The sequence below is a fragment of the Pedobacter albus genome (assembly GCF_036324255.1).
GTDB classification, from domain to species: domain Bacteria; phylum Bacteroidota; class Bacteroidia; order Sphingobacteriales; family Sphingobacteriaceae; genus Pedobacter; species Pedobacter albus.
This window is the reverse complement of the sequence record NZ_JAZDQT010000001.1, coordinates 2,020,989-2,037,978: the sequence shown is the minus strand read 5'-3', so window position 1 is coordinate 2,037,978 and position 16,990 is coordinate 2,020,989. Positions and strand designations below refer to the sequence as shown.

Annotated in this window: 15 protein-coding genes; 6 read left to right on the top strand and 9 right to left on the bottom strand. The window is 43.6% G+C overall.

The window, feature by feature from the left end:
* Position 1: 1 nt before the first annotated feature.
* The 9 genes from VRU48_RS08415 to VRU48_RS08375 form a co-directional block, all read right to left on the bottom strand.
* Positions 2–1,084, bottom strand: a complete 1,083-nt coding sequence (locus tag VRU48_RS08415; protein ID WP_330107477.1) for a DegT/DnrJ/EryC1/StrS family aminotransferase — start codon at positions 1,082–1,084, stop codon at positions 2–4.
* The gene (locus tag VRU48_RS08410) at positions 1,081–2,184 is read right to left on the bottom strand and encodes an FkbM family methyltransferase (RefSeq protein ID WP_330107476.1); all 1,104 of its coding nucleotides are present in this window, start codon (positions 2,182–2,184) and stop codon (positions 1,081–1,083) included. The genes VRU48_RS08415 and VRU48_RS08410 overlap by 4 nt, the downstream gene beginning before the upstream one ends.
* A complete protein-coding gene (locus VRU48_RS08405) occupies positions 2,171–3,445 on the bottom strand; it encodes an ABC transporter ATP-binding protein (protein ID WP_330107475.1) in 1,275 nt (424 codons plus the stop codon). Before VRU48_RS08405 ends, VRU48_RS08410 begins: the two co-directional genes overlap by 14 nt.
* Positions 3,446–3,452: 7 nt before the next feature.
* Complete coding sequence (locus tag VRU48_RS08400; RefSeq protein WP_330107474.1) at positions 3,453–4,307, bottom strand: ABC transporter permease; 855 nt, start codon at positions 4,305–4,307, stop codon at positions 3,453–3,455.
* Positions 4,307–5,452 (bottom strand): glycosyltransferase family 4 protein, encoded by a 1,146-nt coding sequence (locus tag VRU48_RS08395; RefSeq protein WP_330107473.1) that lies wholly within the window; start codon positions 5,450–5,452, stop codon positions 4,307–4,309. The genes VRU48_RS08400 and VRU48_RS08395 overlap by 1 nt, the downstream gene beginning before the upstream one ends.
* Entirely contained in the window at positions 5,442–7,226 is a 1,785-nt protein-coding gene (asnB, locus tag VRU48_RS08390) for an asparagine synthase (glutamine-hydrolyzing) (RefSeq protein WP_330107472.1), read from the bottom strand. The genes VRU48_RS08395 and asnB overlap by 11 nt, the downstream gene beginning before the upstream one ends.
* A gap of 120 nt (positions 7,227–7,346) precedes the next feature.
* Positions 7,347–7,853, bottom strand: a complete 507-nt coding sequence (locus VRU48_RS08385; protein WP_330107471.1) for a UpxY family transcription antiterminator — start codon at positions 7,851–7,853, stop codon at positions 7,347–7,349.
* A 27-nt stretch (positions 7,854–7,880) separates the two neighbouring features.
* Positions 7,881–10,283 (bottom strand): GumC family protein, encoded by a 2,403-nt coding sequence (locus VRU48_RS08380; RefSeq protein WP_330107470.1) that lies wholly within the window; start codon positions 10,281–10,283, stop codon positions 7,881–7,883.
* Complete coding sequence (locus tag VRU48_RS08375; protein WP_330107469.1) at positions 10,283–11,044, bottom strand: polysaccharide biosynthesis/export family protein; 762 nt, start codon at positions 11,042–11,044, stop codon at positions 10,283–10,285. Before VRU48_RS08375 ends, VRU48_RS08380 begins: the two co-directional genes overlap by 1 nt.
* A 1,132-nt stretch (positions 11,045–12,176) precedes the next feature.
* Here VRU48_RS08375 and VRU48_RS08370 point away from each other — a divergent pair.
* From VRU48_RS08370 to VRU48_RS08345, 6 genes are all read left to right on the top strand, one after another.
* Positions 12,177–12,536: a hypothetical protein gene (locus VRU48_RS08370; protein ID WP_330107468.1), complete on the top strand. Its 360-nt coding sequence runs from the start codon at positions 12,177–12,179 to the stop codon at positions 12,534–12,536.
* A gap of 299 nt (positions 12,537–12,835) precedes the next feature.
* Complete coding sequence (locus VRU48_RS08365) at positions 12,836–13,255, top strand: hypothetical protein (RefSeq protein ID WP_330107467.1); 420 nt, start codon at positions 12,836–12,838, stop codon at positions 13,253–13,255.
* A 104-nt stretch (positions 13,256–13,359) separates the two neighbouring features.
* On the top strand, positions 13,360–14,106 hold the full coding sequence (locus VRU48_RS08360; protein WP_330107466.1) for a glycosyltransferase family 2 protein: 747 nt from the start codon (positions 13,360–13,362) through the stop codon (positions 14,104–14,106).
* Positions 14,107–14,170: 64 nt separating this feature from the next.
* Complete coding sequence (locus VRU48_RS08355; RefSeq protein ID WP_330107465.1) at positions 14,171–15,298, top strand: MraY family glycosyltransferase; 1,128 nt, start codon at positions 14,171–14,173, stop codon at positions 15,296–15,298.
* Between the two features lie 147 nt (positions 15,299–15,445).
* Positions 15,446–16,456, top strand: coding sequence for a type I glyceraldehyde-3-phosphate dehydrogenase (gene gap / locus VRU48_RS08350; RefSeq protein WP_330107464.1), 1,011 nt, complete (start codon positions 15,446–15,448; stop codon positions 16,454–16,456).
* 89 nt (positions 16,457–16,545) lie between these two features.
* Positions 16,546–16,977 (top strand): GNAT family N-acetyltransferase, encoded by a 432-nt coding sequence (locus tag VRU48_RS08345; RefSeq protein WP_330107463.1) that lies wholly within the window; start codon positions 16,546–16,548, stop codon positions 16,975–16,977.
* The last annotated feature ends 13 nt before the right edge of the window (positions 16,978–16,990 follow it).

The window sequence follows — 16,990 nt, the reverse complement described above, 5'->3', positions numbered from 1 at the left end:
GTTAGCTGCTTAAGCTTTGCTTAATGGTGAGCACAATAAAATCGATATCGGCTGGTGTAAGGGTATGGTATAAGGGCAGACATAAAATGCGGGATGCAATGGATTCGCTTACCTGACAACTTTCGCTGGCATTGAACAACGGAATGGTATTTAGCGAGGGATAAAAATACCTTCTCGGAAAAATATGGTTTGCTTCCAATGCCTCGACTACTTTCGAGGTGCTTGCTGAGTCTTGAAATACCACTGGCATATAAGAGTGGTTGTAGTTGCTATGGGTGTTCAATTCCTGAAACTGAAGGCCCATATCCTGAAGCTGCCCGCGGTAATAGTTGCTCAGTGATTTTCGTTTGTCCAGAATTTCGTCGATATACTTGATGTTGGCCAGGCCCATGGCTGCATGAAATTCTGAATTTTTGCCATTGATGCCTACTTCGGCAAAGGTATGTGGGCCATTATAGCCGAAATTTCGCAAGAATGCCATTTTCTCTATCAGGGCAACCGAATTGCTGAATAGGCCTCCTCCTTCTACCGTATGGAAAAGCTTGGTGGCATGAAAACTTGTGATGCTGATATCGCCATAGGCAAAAACAGACTGGTTTTGATAGGAGGAGCCAAAACAATGCGCCGCATCATAAATTACCTTTAGCTTGTGCTTGGTGGCAATTTTAGCAATTTCGTCGATAGCACAGGGGTTGCCGAAAACATGGGTAGCCAATATGGCTGTGGTTGCAGGTGTTATGGCCGCTTCAATCAGGCTCGGATCAAGGTTGAAGGAATCTGCACAAATATCTACAAACACAGGTTTGCAACCTTCCCAAACAATACAATTGCTGGTCGCAATAAAGCTAAACGGGGTGGTAATGATTTCTCCAGAAAGCCCCAGCGCCTTGATGGCAATTTGCAAGGCCAGCGTACCATTGTTGACGAACAACAGGTGTGGCAAGCCCAGGTATTTTTTGAGCTGGTCTTCAAACTCGTTTACCAAAGGGCCATTATTGGTGAGCCACTGCCTTTCCCACACTTGGTCAAGTAATTGGTAAACTTCTTCCTTTGGTGGCAGAAAAGGTTTTGTAACAGGTATCATTGGCTTTTTACTTTTGCAAAAATAATGGTCTCTTCGGCATGGATGGTATAGTGGCCCAAAAAGAGCTCATAGCCAAGGTCAAGGTCTAAAATCCAATTTGGAATAGATACGAGGTCATTCATGCTATGGTAAATGGCAATGGCCAGTTTAGGCCTGAATTTTCTGATGGTGTTGATCGCTCCTTTTAGTGCGTAAGGTTCTGCACCCTCAATATCCATCTTGATAAAATCAACGCGGCTAATGGCATTGTTATGAACGTAATCGTCTATGCTGATGGTGTTTACACTCCCGGTTTGATCTGGGAAAGGCTTAAAGTCGATGGTACTAGCAGGCCCAAAATCCTTGTAATAAACCATCACGTCGCTCACATCTGAAACAGGTTGCGGAACCAGACCGATTCTTGATTTTAATGCCGGGTTTAGCGAGGTGTTGATGTTGTGGAGCTTGATGTTCTGCGGAATAAATTCGAACGAAAAAACCTGGCCGTTTGATCCAACTTTATGCGCAAAGTATAGAGCGGTATCGCCCCAGCACCCGCCAACGTCGAGTACTACATCTCCAGCTTCGGCTTCTACAATATTTTTGCCCTCGAGCTTGTAGGTATATTGTTCTACAATGAAATCGATGGCGATAGCTACCGAACTAAAAAAAAGCTCAATGTTATAGCCGATTGGCTTAAGGTCAAATTTTTGAAGGATGAAATGCAAAAAATCCGGATTGTAGGTGTCTGTACCCGAAACAAGGCCTTCGGCGGTTTTTAGCGCTTGCTTATAAGCTGCATTGTTAAGTGGCAACACGATTTTTTCGTAACCCAACAATCGGTAAGCTACAATATGAACCAACAAATCCTGATCGGTAGGGCCTAGGTTTTTCCAGATTTTTTCCAGCTGCGCAATAAAAGGACGTACTTCTTTAATATTAATGTCTACAGCCTCTTTCTTCCCGTAGCCGATGGCCTTTTTTACGGTGTTTTTTATTTTTTGCTTGAATGGGATTTGCTTATACGGGCCAAATCGCAACTCGTCGTAATTGTTTTCGGTATGCTGATTAAAAATGCTTGCCTCAAGCAGGTTTTTCAGTGCTTCTTCAAATGTTGTCATAAGAAACGTGTGTTTTTTCCCAATCAAAGAAAGCAGGCCTCATCAGTCCCGGAAATTTCCCCATCCAGCTGCCTTGGCGCTTGGCCTCCGTAAACTCGATGCTGATCAATTCGCTGATTTCTACCAGTGCATTTGAGTTATGGTCGACCACCATTAAATCAATGGTGTATACGTTGTCGTTAAAGATATTGGCCGGAATAACGCAGTTATAGGTGTTTTGGCCCTTGTAGTAAGGCTCGGCTGCCGAGCAGGTGGCAAATACCACGATGCCTTCGGTTGTTTTAAAGAATAAATTAACGTTGATGCGCTCGAAATCGAGATGGCTATGTGTTTTTATACAAATAGTGGTATCTAAAGTAATTTCAAGGTTCTCGTTTTCTTCTCCCTGTATGGTATCTTGATGGATATGGATGGTATCGATGGTGAAATTGTTCTGCTCAACTTTAACATCTTTGTAGGTAGCCGATTTTACGTCGGTAACGTATTGTGTGATGATGTCTGCAATGTCGCCCTTTTGTTGGAGAGTTCCGTTTTTTAATAGAATTCCGGTGTTACAGAGCGAATTGACGGCAAGCATGTTATGGCTCACAAACAGTACGGTTCGGCCTTCGCCTTTGCTTACTTCGCCCATTTTGCCCAGGCATTTTTTCTGGAATTCGGCATCGCCTACGGCCAATACTTCGTCTACAATCAATATTTCGCTTTCCAGATGCGCCGCAACGGCAAAAGCCAAGCGTACGTACATGCCGCTGCTGTAGCGCTTTACAGGAGTATCTAAGTAACGCGCTATGCCCGCAAAATCGACAATTTCGTCCAGCTTGCGCTTGATTTCCTTTTTGCGCATGCCTAAAATGGCGCCGTTCAAAAAGATGTTTTCGCGCCCGCTTAGTTCGGGATGAAAGCCTGTGCCTACTTCCAATAAACTTGCAATACGGCCATGTCCGCTTATCTTGCCGGTAGTTGGCGCGGTAATTTTGCTCAAAATTTTAAGCAAAGTGCTTTTGCCTGCGCCGTTTCGGCCAATAATGCCTACCGCATCGCCTTGTTCTATTTCAAAATTGATATCTCTTAAGCTCCAAACAATATCGCTCGTACTTTTGGTATGCTGTTCGTTGGTTTCGCCTATTTTTAAAAATGGATCTTCTTTGCCACGTACACGCGCAAACCAACGCTCCAAATCGCGACTAATAGTGCCGGTACCTATTTGGCCTAACTGGTAGGCTTTGCTCAGGTTTTCTACTTTGATTGCAATGTTCGACATGGATGGATTAAACGGTGTCTACGAAGTTTTTTTCTACTTTGTTAAATACGACGATGCCTAGCAAAAGGATAACAAGCGTACTGAGGGTGGTATAGCTCAAGGCATCCCAGCTAAATGTGCCCTTGCCCAAAAAGCCATAGCGAAAAGTTTCGATCAAGGTAGTCATTGGGTTGATTTTAATGAGCCAAGCATACTCAGGGTATTTTTTTACTACGGTAGACAAAGGGTAAATCACCGTGGTGGCATACATCAATAATTGAACGCCAAAATTGATCAGGAATGAAAGGTCGCGGTATTTGGTGGTCATGGCCGAGATGATCATGCCCAGGCCCAAGCCTAGTAAAGCCATCAACAGCACGACCAAAGGAAACAATAAAATAGCCCAACTCGGTCCAAAATGTGCGCCTTCGGCCCAATAATAGGCCATAAATATAAAGAACAAAATCAGTTGTACGCCAAAGCGAACCAAGTTGCTCACTACGATGCTGAGGGGCATGATGAGCCTCGGGAAATATACTTTGCCAAAAATGGGTGCATTGTCTTTGAATACCGACGAGGTTTTGGTCAAACAGTCGGCAAAATAGTTCCAAGCCGTAATGCCAGCCATGTAAAATAAGGGCTTTGGTACATCATCAGTGCGTATTCCTGCTAAATTGCCGAATATAAAAGTGAAAATGATGGTGGTAAACAAAGGCTGGATAAAGAACCACAATGGGCCCAGAATGGTCTGTTTGTAAAAAGAAACGAAGTCCCTCCTTACCAAAAGCACCAATAGATCGCGGTAGGCCCAAACTTCTGCGAGTTTCAGGTCAAACAAATTATTGGAAGGAACGATTTCCCAATTTTCTTGCGTTTTGTTCATTAAGAATCAGCTGGTTTTACAGCACCGTTAAAAATAAGGTTCTTGATGCCGTTTCTATATTTTTCGTAGTTGAAGGTTTCGAATACTTTTTGTTGCAAAACCATTTTCTCCTCCTGGTTAGGCAAAGAGAGCAAAATCTTTTTCAAGGTAGCCTCTATGTCATTGAGATTGTCTGGATCTACCAAATAGCCAAGCTCGCCATTTTTAAGCGCATCAACGCTGCCATCCTTATTGCCGGCTACTACGCGCAAGCCACTGGCTACAGCCTCGATAAATACAATGCCAAAGCCCTCTTTCTTACTGGGCATTACAAAAATATCCGAAAGCAGAAAATGGTCGGTAATTTCGGCTTCATCAACAAAACCAATCAGTTTGATGTGGTCTCTGATTTGGTGTTGTTCGATGAGTTTTTCGAGCCGTGCATGTTCTTCTTCGTCCGATTTTCCCGCCAGGAGATAAACCAAGTTGGGATTGTTCTTGACCAATCGTGGCAAAATGGCTATCGTATTGTCGTAGCCCTTGTATTTTTCTGTAGCCACAAGCCTCGATAAGCTCATTAAAATAACCTGGTCTTTGCGCAGCCCATACCTGTGCAATAACGATTCGGGCTTAGAAAAGATCGATGGGAAATGGTAAAAAGGATCGAGGCAGTTGTTCAGTACCTCTATTTTTTGCTCGCTCAGGTGGTGTGCGCTCTTGATTTGTTCGGCGGTAAAATGGCTCACCGCAATAATTTTGTCTAAACGCTTAAGCGCTTTGATCTTGGCTTCGGGCAGTTTGCGCCAAATTTCTATGCCATGGGCAATGAGATAAACCTTGGTGCTCGGCCTAAGCCTTTTGATGAGGTAGGCAACAGAAAGCAGGTTGATATGGCTTAGGATAACCACATCAGATTTGAGGCCTGTAAGCAAAGATTTCACCACAAAGTACTTGCGGTTGCCTCCAAAACCTCTGTATTGATGTTTTTTGAGGTACCTCGAGTCCCTGTCGTAGCTCTGGTCGTACATGCAGTACGTCATGGGGTCTACCAGTTCTTCCTCACTCAGGTCGTAAAGCGTTCTACAAATGGTACGGCATACCTTTTCTATGCCACCGGTAAATCCAAAAACCTTTAATGTTAAAAAAAGTACTTTTTTAAGAGGCATTAAATATTTTGTAAAGTGCAAGGGCCGAGGTCCAGTGCAATTTATTTTCGCCGAAAGCGTGCATCAGTTTTTTTGCTTTCTTGTTTTGGTAACGGTCTGGCGAGGCAATTTCCTTGTTCTTCCTGATCCATTCCTGAAACGGAAAAGTGAAGCCCATTTTAGAGCGGTTCCAAATCTGAGATGGCAGCTCATCTTTGTAGGCCTCTATCAGCAACCGCTTTTTCTGATTTTCGCCAAAGCGGATGGAAGGATGGATAGAACTGACCAATTTGATAAAGTTAACGTCAAGAAACGGAACCCTAACTTCTACGCCATGGCTCATGCTCATAAAATCGGTATCTTTGAGCAGCTGGTTCTGCATGTACATGTTCATTTCGAACCAACTTGCCCTTTCTTCGTCGTTCAAGTAGCGGATGCTATCGTTTAACGGAATATTTTGGAGGCAATTGATCACTGTTTGAATATCCAGGCCAAGCAATTCGGCGATAACGTCTGGCGTATACAGCCCGCGCAGGCACAGGTATTCGCCAACAGGCGATTGAAAGCTTAGGTAATACAGCCTTTTTAGCTTGGTGTTTTTAAGGAAACGGGCCGATTTGATCAGCGCCTTGCTCAAGCTGCCCATATTCTGTATTTTCCTGATCCGGTCAAAAGAAGGGTAGCCCCCAAACAATTCATCGGCACCCAAGCCAGAAAGCACTGATTTGATGCCATTTTCTTTGGCGCATTTGCAGATGAACCAGGTATTGATGCCGTCGTTGGTGGGCTGGTCCATACATTTCATTACCGTTTCGAAATTGTACACAAAATCGCGGTAGGTAATCAGGTGTTCGTGCTTGTCGGCCAAAACGCGTTCAGAAATAGCCCTGCGGTGCGGACTTTCCGAAAAATCTATCTCGTTAAAATTGGCCGAAATAGAAGTGAGGTTTCCTTTCGTATAATTGTCGGCCAATAAGGTAATGATAGAAGAATCAAGGCCGCCACTAAATAAAACGCCAATGCTTGTATCAGAAATCAATTGCAGCTTGATGGCTTTGGTCAATTCTTCCCTAATTCTCACAATCGCTTCGTTTTCATCAATGATTTCAATGGCCGCACTAAATTCAAAATAAGGACTGATCTTAAATGAACCATCGGTCAGCTCATATTTCAGAAAACTGCCTTTTGGCAAGGTGTATACGTTTTTAAGCGTAGTAAATGGCTCGGGAATATGCCCGAACGCCAAATAGTAGATCTTCCAGTTCTCGTTTAGGCTAAAGCCCGAGTGGGCAAAAGCTTTTACTTCCGATGCAAAAACCAACTGGTTGATGTTGGCATTATAGTAAAGCGGTTTTACGCCGCTATGGTCCCTTACCAGGTAAACGCAGTTCTTGCGTTTGTCGTGCAGGCAGAAGGCAAAAATGCCATTCAGTTTTTCAAAAGCGCCTTCGCCCCAAAATTCGTAGGCTTTGATGATAACTTCGGTATCTGATTCCGATTTGAACTTAAATCCGTGCTGGGCAAGTTCGCTCCTGAGCAGCTTGAAGTTGTAGATTTCGCCATTATAGGCAATTACGATTTGCGAATTGTCGCTCAGCATGGGTTGATGGCCAGCTTGGCTCAAATCCAGTATGGAAAGCCTTCGGTTACCTAGGCATACTTTCCGCTCTTCGTCAACAACAACTCCAAAATCATCCGGCCCACCATGTTTCATGCTTTCGCACATTAAGGTCACATGGTTTTGCAATTGAGGAACAGAGAAGTTTTTGGCAATAACCCCAGCAATTCTACACATATAGTTTTGGTTTCTCAGGCTTATGCAAAACACATGCCCAACTTATGGCAAGTGCAGACCAGGCACAGCTTCGCCCTCTCAGTTACAGCTGTTTTTTGTAACTTTCTGTTTTCCTGTGGCTTATTTCAAAGGCTGTATGAAAGCCATCGAAGTGTTGATGTGGATAGAATAGCCCAGGTTTTGCAAACGTAAAACTATACTTCTTTTGTTCTTTAAAGATACTAATTCCGCCATAATTCCCTTGAAAGGCCCTGCCTTAATTAAAACTTTTTCGCCTAAAGCAATGTCGTGTTCAATCACTTCAAGGTCGTTGGCGTTGGCTAACAACAACTTAAGGTCTTCTATTTGTTTTTCGGCGATGGTGGCAATTTCGCCCGAAAAGTAAATAAAACGACTTACGCCATAGGTCATCAGCACTTCGGCATGCTCTTTTGCCGAAATGAACACAAAAATGTAGGATTTTAGCAGGGGCTCTTCAACTATTTTTTTGCGGTCGCTCCACTGCTTCATCACCTTTTTTAGGGGCAAATACGCAGTGATGTTTTTCCTGGTTAATTCCTCGAGGGTTTTTTTTTCGGCCCTTGATCTTGTATATAGGGGGTACCATTTGTAGGTGCTGTCTATCATACACGTGTTAAGATAGGCGGTAAGCGCTTATTCGTCTTTCTTTTTCCAAAACTGCCACCATTTTTTAGGGTCGTCATAATAGCCAGAACCAGCATAGCCAGAATAATCAGAGTAGTAATAGGTGCTGTTGCCGCCTCCTCTGGCATAATCGGTAGTGTAATAGTTGGAGTGGAGGGCGTCGTCGCCAAAAGCATTGAGCACGATGGCCATATTGCTTAATCCATATTCTCTCGACAGCCTTTCCGGAATAGCGGCGGCCCTGTATTGCGATTTGCCCGAGCGGATGACGAACAGGTTCACGTCAGATTGCCTGATGAGCGGAATGGCATCAGAAACCAAGCCCACCGGAGCCGTATCTACCAGCACATAATCGTACTGTGGCGCCAGAATTTCGAGTAGTTTTTTCATCGCATCGGTATGCAATAGCTCCGAAGGGTTTGGTGGCACAGGACCTGAAGGAATGAAATCGATATTGTGCACATCATCGTGGATGATAACCTCTTCTAATGTCTTTTGACCCGCTAAATAAGAGCTCAAGCCCACTTTGTTGTTGCTGCCAAATACCTTATGCAACTTAGATCTGCGCAAATCCGCCGCAATCAATATGATTTTTTTATCGATGAGTGCCATCGTTCCTGCGAGGTTTACCGTTACAAACGATTTTCCCTCGCCAGAGATTTCTGAAGTGATACAAATGGTTTTGCTCTTTTTGTGGCTGGCCAAAAAGCTGAGGTTGGTCCTAACCGAGCGCACCGATTCGGCAAATACCGATTTAGGTTTCGATAGCGAAAGCGCCTGTCTGTTGTCCTTGTCTATGTATTCCGGGAATTTCCTGATGACGCCGATAATCGGGGTGTTGGTTAAAGCCTCAACAGTTTCCTTGTCGTAGATGTAGGGATTGAGGAAGCGAACCAATAAAATAAGTCCAAAACCACAGGCAAGCCCCAGCATGGCCGCAAAGGAGTAAAGGCGTTGCGGTTGTGGCGAAATTGCCGCATAAGAAGGATAGGCCAGGTTTACAATGGCCGCGCCCGGAACAATAGCGGCCGCATTCATTTCCGATTCCAGTTTCTTTTCAGAAAGGTAGGTGAGTACCTTGTTGTTGACATCGAAATTGGTTTGGAACTGCACAAAATCTCTTTCCTTGCTTGGTATTTTGCTGATGTTCTGGTTGGCTTGGCCAATCTGCGAATCGATATACCTTAACGTTTTGAGGTTGCGTTCTTTAAGCGAATTGATATTGCTCCTGATCGAGGCTTTAAGAGCAGCAATCTGATCGTCTAATTCCTGTATGGGTTGAGAGTTGGGCCTAAACTGGGTAAGTTTGGATTCTCTGCTTAAAATAAAAGTATTAAGCTGGCTAATGAGCCCGCCTAGCAGGGCACTTACATTGCCCTCCAAGTCCATGTTGATGTCTATTTTACCCCTGCTGCTGTTGATTTGGTTTTCAAGCTGGTTAATGCCTACCATTTCGATGTTGATCACAGATCTTTGCCTTTCAAAATCGCTCAATTTGGTCATGTCAACCTGCGTGCTGCTGTTCAGGTCGATGATTTTGTTTTTGACTTTGTAATCGGTCAGTTTATTGCCGGCAGTATCGGCCTTGCGGTTTACCAGTTTCAGCTGGTTGTCAATAAATTCAATGGTCTGCCTTGCCGATCTTCTTTTCTGGGCCGCATCATAAGCCACGTATTCTTTCATGATGGCATTGAGCATGTCGGCTGCAAAAACAGGGTTTGCATCGGTTAAGCCAATGTACATGATGTTGGTAAAACGGGCGGCCTCGCCGGTGCTGATGCCACTCGCGCGGCCAATAAAATCTTCCTTGGTGTTGAACTTAAAGCTATAAGAGCCTGCTGGAATAGGGCTCGTGATCTTAAAAACCATGTTGCCCATTTTGATGGGTTCGCCATAACGGATGGTGCTTTTAGTGCCTTTTTCGCCTAGCGACAAGGAAAAAGTACTGGCGTTGATGGCTTCCGCATAATATTTAGACCGGTCGAAATTTACCGAATCCTGTTGCAGTATTTCTATCTTAAACGGCTTTTGCGGATAGAGCTCGGTTGTTCTTATCCTTCCCTTTAAATAATAGGATATTTTGTAGTCGATGTTAGATACGGCGTTCATAATCACGTCGTTGCTGCGGATTACAAAGCCTTCGGCCTGTATTTTGTCGGTGTAGTTGTAAACCTGGGTAGAAGGCATGTTGGCCATGGTATTAATGGTCGGATTGCTTTCCTGCAGCTTTAACGAACCGCTGGTTTGGTAGATAGGCGGGGTAAATAAAAGATCGATCCTTGCAATAATCAATGCAATAACTACGCAACCGGCAATCCAGTACCAGCGGCTTAAAAAGACCTTGAATATTTTATAAAAATCAATATCCTGTCTTACAGATTTCGGGTTAGGTGCAGTTTCAGGGTTGTTCATTATCTGGTAAAAGTATAGATCAATACGGCAAGGTTAATTACAACAAGGAGAGGCTGTACAATGTTGTTGAAGCTTTGCAGTTTTTCGCTCAAAGCGGCACTTTTTGTAGGTTGGATCAAAATAATGTCGTTGTTCTGCAAAACCAGTTTTTTACTGCCCAAGCTGTTGATGTCGTTAAGATTTACGTAAATAACCTCAGGGTTGCTTCTGTTGCCACGGATAATCTTGCAGGTTTTCGGGTCTGCGTTTTTAGAAATTCCACCAGCTTCTCCCAAAATATCGATTAATGTGGTATTGTCGCGTTCGAGCAAAAAATTGCCCTGTTTGTTGAATTCGCCCAGTAGCGTTACTTTAACATTCACTACGGTAAGCTCTATGATAGGGTCGACCAATAATTTCTCCGAATAAATCTGCTGCAGTTTCGCGGTTGCCTCCCTTCGGGTAAGCCCAACAACATTCACTCTTCCTATGGCAGGCAGGTTTACAGAGCCATCTGCATCTACCTGATAAGAAACAATGTTGCTGCCCGATGCGTTTACTGCGCCCGTAGTGGTTACTGTTGCCGCCACTGTTGCGCTTGTTGCGCCAAATTCTTTGTTCTGGATGTTTCGTACCGCCAAAAGATCATTCACTTTAATGCGGTAATAGAGGTCTCCAAGCCCCTGGTCGTTTACTACATAAACCTGTTTGATGGTGTCGGTTACGATGTCTGAAGGTGCGTTGAAGAGCGTTTTTCCTTTGCGTACGGCACAGGAGGTCAAGCATGTGAATGCGACAAGAAACAATAAGAGGTTAGTTAAATATTTCAATGGTATAATCTAGAATTAATCAAGCATAAAGATGGCTATAAAATTCAAAATAAACAATTGTTGTGGCGTATGCTTGTGCAATATTTAGCGACTACCAATAATTAAGCTGGCATGCGAGTTGAATTTACATGGGTAAATAAATCGACATGCTCTTGGAAAATGAATATTTAAATGGGTGGCTTAAGAAGTTTGTATTCTTGGTATTGCTCTTATTTTCAGCCTTATATAGTGCTGCGCAATATTCTACGATAACTGGATGCTCGAATGACAATAATAACGATGTTTATTACATTGCAGGGCCTGGGGGCTATGCGTATGCTAATTATACAGGGCCTTCAAGGCTTTATGATCCTTCCTCTACAGATTGTGAGCGGTTTGTGAATTATACCGATCTTGGTACAAGATGTTGCATCAATGGAAATTGTAGTACGAAAAATAGGCTTTATAGCTTTACAAACTACAATAATTGCCCAATAGACGATTATGTGTGGGTTGGGGTTTTAATCGTTGGGGCGTTTTCGTTCTTTTTCTTGAAAAATAGAGCACTTGTTGCTTAGTTTGATTTTTTTTGTAATTGGGGAATTTTGGGTATAAACGTGTAATTTTTTCCTCATATATTCTCTGTTGATTATTGGTTTGTTTAAGGAAATTGTGAGATGACCTGATTTAGGTTAATTTTTTTAATAAATAATTAATTTGTTTTTGCGGGTTGGTGCTCGGGGTTGTGAGAGAGTGCTGTTGCTGTTTCGCTAAATCAATCCAATCGGTCGTCGTGTTGTGTGCTTGCTCATTTGGGTGTGTGACTTTTTATTCTTGCGATTAACTTATAGGTGTAAAAAATTAATTATAAAGAATATTTTTTTCTGTAAAAATTAATCATTTGTTTTTGTTGTGTATTTTTTTTCTCAAAACGTGTAATTATGGGGAATTAAGTCCCTTGTGTTGAATTGATTTTTTTCAATATTTGACGGTTTTGGGCAAAAGTGGTCGCCGCAGGGTGTCTGGAGTGGCTTTCTTATTTCCGTAGTGGCCGAATCGGCCTGTAGGCATATTTGTTGGGCTTAGCTAAGAATCAATCTAAGTTATGCTCAACCTCATCAAATTCATGGCCGTGGCCTTTGTTTTATTGGCCGGCAACCAGGCCTATGCGGCCACAGGCTGTATTTATCAATCTTCAGGTTATATCTATCAGACTCGCGACGGAAATGACATGGGCTATCCCAATTACGCCTACATGCCGAGGGTGCTGAGTTCTGCGGTTTATTGTGTGGATGTAAGTACTTCGCTTTGCAGGATTGACGATGCGGTTTGGGGCTATGTGGTTACCTATTCGACGGTGAACAATTGCCCTATCGACGATTATGTGGGTTTGATGTTGGTAGTGGCTGGTGGCGTAGGGGTGTTCTTTTTAAGAAAGCGGATTCTTCCTGTTGCTTCAATGTAACAATGATTTTATAGTTTAAATGATTGGTTTACTGTGTTTTGGCTTGATGTTGATTTTGGTTCTTGCGTGTAAAAACGGGGTACTGTAGTGTATTGTTTTTCTCAAAAGTACACGAGTGTTTTTAATTCTTTCAGAAAATTGGGAAACAGCAACGCTTAGGTTGTTTTAAGGCATCAGATCGAGAATCTAGCCCTTAGCCAAGTAGGGCTTGTTTGCATCCGGAATCGTTGCGCAGTGGAGCCTTGTGCGCTATGTCGATGGCATATCCATTGCCAATTAATGGGTAAACATTACTTGATTTGAAGCGCCTGATTTTCTTTCTGATCCTCAATATTCTTTTTGCCGAGAAGCTTTTTGCCGGAAATCCAGGTTCAAACTACGGATGCTTTTCTTATACGGAATCATTGTTTTATACGCATTACCTTAAGGATGACACCTATTCAAATTGGGGAGGCACCTATCATTATTACGATACCGGCAATTACATTTACGAAGTGGACGAAAACTCGACGGGTTGTGGCATTATCAATACTACTTCGAACATGCATTCTACAGGCCAGATCTGCTTTATTGAAAAGCCTGGCAATGTCATCGTTCAAGGCGATTTGAGAACCTATTCGGGAGTTACGCCCTGTCCGCTGGATAATGGAACCTGGTTCTTGCTGCTTGCTTTCGGTGCGGGCGGTTTTTGGCTGCTAAGAACAAATTTTAAATTCTAAAAAGTAGCTGTTTTTGGCGCTTCGGTCTTGGCGTTGTTGGGTAAGATGCTAGAATTGTCCGGCATTAATTATCTTTACGCATATTTCTAAATTGAGGCGCATTCATGAAGGTATCCATTATCACGGTAGTATATAACGGCGAGAAATATATCGACGATTGCCTGTCTTCTGTCATGGCGCAGGATTATGGCAACATCGAATACATTGTGATAGACGGAGGCTCTACCGACCAGACCTTGACCATTATCGACCGATATAGGGATCGTATTGCACAACTGGTTTCCGAAAAAGACAAAGGCATGTACGATGCGCTGAACAAGGGAATTAGCTTGGCTACCGGGGAGGTGTTGGGCATATTGAATGCCGACGATATGCTGGCCAGTCCTCAGGTGATTTCGAAAATGGTTGAGCGCTTGGTGGTTGCTGATGCGGATGGCGTTTATGGCAATCTCAATTATATCCATCCCGAAACAGGGAAGATAATTAGGAAATGGATTTCAAAGCCGTTTACCAAAAGAGCGATCGAGCTGGGTTGGATGCCTGCGCACCCTACGCTTTATTTGAAGCGCGAATTGTTTGAACGCTATGGCAACTATTCGTTAAATTTTGGTACCGCGGCCGATTATGAATTGATGCTGAGGTTTTTATACCGATATCAGGTGAAGGCTGTTTTTTTGGATGAATTGATGGTCAACATGCGGGTGGGGGGAATGAGCAATGCCTCCATGAAGCATCGTTACCATGCCCTGGTTAATGATTATCGGGCGCTTAAAGCCAATCAAGTTCCAATATCATTGCTTACCTTAGCTTTTAAGAAGTTGAGTAAAATCTCCCAGTTTTTATTGATTTAGTCGAATTTAACTGTCAATTAATATTTTTATCTTTTATTTACAAAAGTTATCTTGCTCCTAAATTATGACCGCGATTTTGCAAACACATGTAATGTATTATATTGCCGTTGTCGGCTTGTCGTTTGCGCTTTCTATCGCTGGCATTCCTTCTATTATATTTACTGCCATCAAGTATCGCCTGTTCGATCGCTCCGATAGCTATCGGAAATCGCATAAGCTCCATATTTCGAGATTGGGCGGGGTGGCTATTTTTTGCAGCTTTGCCATCACTACCTTGCTTTTTGCGGCAATGGTCAATTACAAGCAGGCTAATTTTTTGCTCACCTCGAGCATTGTGCTGTTTGCCTTGGGCCTAAAAGACGATTTGTATGGGGTAAGTGCCAAGGTTAAGTTCATGTTGCAGCTTGTGGTGGCTGTTATTTTGGTGGTGCTCGGCGAATTTAGGCTGACCAGCCTGTACGGCGTGTTTTTGGTATGGGAAGTCAATATATTCTGGGGCAGCCTGTTTTCCATTGTGGTCATCATTTTTGTCAACAATGCCTTTAACCTCATCGATGGGGTGGATGGGCTGGCGGGAACGCTGGGGGTGCTGGCTACCTTGAGCTTTGGTATCTTTTTCGCCGTGGCCAATGCCTTGCCTTATGCTTTTATCGCTTTTGCCATGATGGGGGCCATTTGCGGCTTTTTGGTATTCAACTATTCGCCGGCAAAAATCTTTATGGGCGATACCGGCGCGCTGATTGTGGGCCTGGTGTCTGTTGCCTTGGCTATTAAATTTATAGAACTCAACAAAATAGGAAGCTCTCCAAAGCTTTATTTTTATTCGGCACCTGCCATTGCGGTTGCGGTATTGTTGGTTCCCATCTTCGATTCGCTCCGTATATTCTTCATTAGGATGTTGCATCGGCAATCTCCGTTTAAAGGCGATAGGAACCATGTTCACCACCGTTTGCAGCGCTTGGGCTTTAGTGCCAACCAAATTGTATGGACATTGGGTTCATTTAGCGTAGCCATGGTCTTTTTTGCCGTAGCCATGCAGCGTTTTGGAAATTTTATCCTCATCAGCATTCTCATTACCATATGCGTGGTGATGAATACCATTGTTACTTATGCCATTGGCAAAAGGGCCGATAGCAACTATAAGCTGGCCGACGTGATTTTTAAAGACACATTTATGTCGTCGAAACGTTAAAAAGGGCAATTAAAAACAGATAAAAGACAGTTCCTTTCAAAGAATATAGGTAGTTTTGCGCTGTGAAACCACTATTGTCTGGGCTGTTTGCGAACAGTGCAAATAGGACCAATAGGGCTTCGCAACCCAAGCATAAATTGTATTCTCATGAAAATTGCTATTAATGGTTTCGGCAGGATTGGGCGCACTTTCTTGCGTACCGCTTTAGCGCGCCAGCTGGAAGTTGAAGCCATCAACGATCTCGGAGCGCCTGCAACCTTGGCTCATCTCTTCAAATACGACTCTGTTCATGGTGTTTTTAAGGGAGAAGTGGCGCACGACGAAGAAAATCTGATCATCAATGGCCGAAAAATAAAGGTTTTTGCCATGGCAAATCCTAGTCAGTTGCCTTGGGCATCATTAGGAATTGATTTGGTTATCGAGTCGACGGGCAAGTTTACCAACCAGGCCAATGCTTCCCTGCATTTGCAGGCAGGTGCTAAACAGGTGCTTATTTCGGCTCCGGCCAGCGATGCCAGCATTCCGATGGTGATAATTGGGGTTAACGATGAACAAATCGACCTCAGTTCGCCTATTTTGTCGAATGCATCTTGCACCACCAATAACGTAGCGCCGATGGTAAAGGTGCTCGACGATAATTGGGGCATAGAAGATGGCTATATTACCACGGTACACTCTATGACGGGCGACCAGAACCTGCACGATGCGCCTCACAACGATTTGCGCAGGGCGAGGGCGGCTTCCTCATCGATCATTCCCACCAGTACGGGAGCAGCTAAAGCCATTACCCACATCTTCCCACACTTGGATGGAAAGCTGGGTGGCGCGGGTATCCGCGTACCGGTTTTGAATGGTTCACTTACCGATTTTACCTGTATCCTTAAACGAAAAACCAGCATCGCCGAAATTAACGAAGCGTTTAGGCAGGCCGCTGGCGGAAAGTTAAAAAACATTGTACAGTACACCGAAGATCCGATTGTTTCGGTAGATATTATCGACAACAGCTATTCGTGCGTTTTCGATTCGAAGCTAACTTCTATCGTGGGCGATTTGGTAAAAGTGGTAGGCTGGTACGATAACGAATCGGGCTACTCGAACAGATTGGTCGATTTGGTTGTTAAGATTAGCGAAACGCAAAACGTTAAGGTAGTTGAATGAAAGAATGGGTGAGTGGTAGGGTGAGTTTTTGAACATTCAATCATTCAATCATTCAAAATTCACTCATTCATCCACTCAAAATTAAAGATATGATTAAGTTTATTCCCGCCGAGCTTACTTTGGGGCTCAGGAGCAAGATATTGAGAAACGGCATAGCGCCAGCCGAGTGTGTTTTTCCTACAGATCACGTAGAAGGTGCTTTCCACTTGGCTTATTATATGGGTGATGAAATTGCCACCATTGCCTCTTTTTTTCCGAAAAACTATAAAGACGGCAAGGAGGATGGCTATCAGCTGCGTGGCATGGCTACCGATGAGGGCTTTGGAGGCAAGGGCTACGGTGCCGAGCTTGTTAAATTTGCAATTGCTTACATTAAAAACACAAATGCACAGTATATTTGGTGCAACGCCCGTACATCGGCTACCGGATTTTACCAAAAGCTAGGCTTTCAGCTTATGGGCGAGGAGTTTGAAATAGCGGGCGTGGGACCACATTACGAAATGATTTTAAATTTATACTAAAGCTATACTAAAG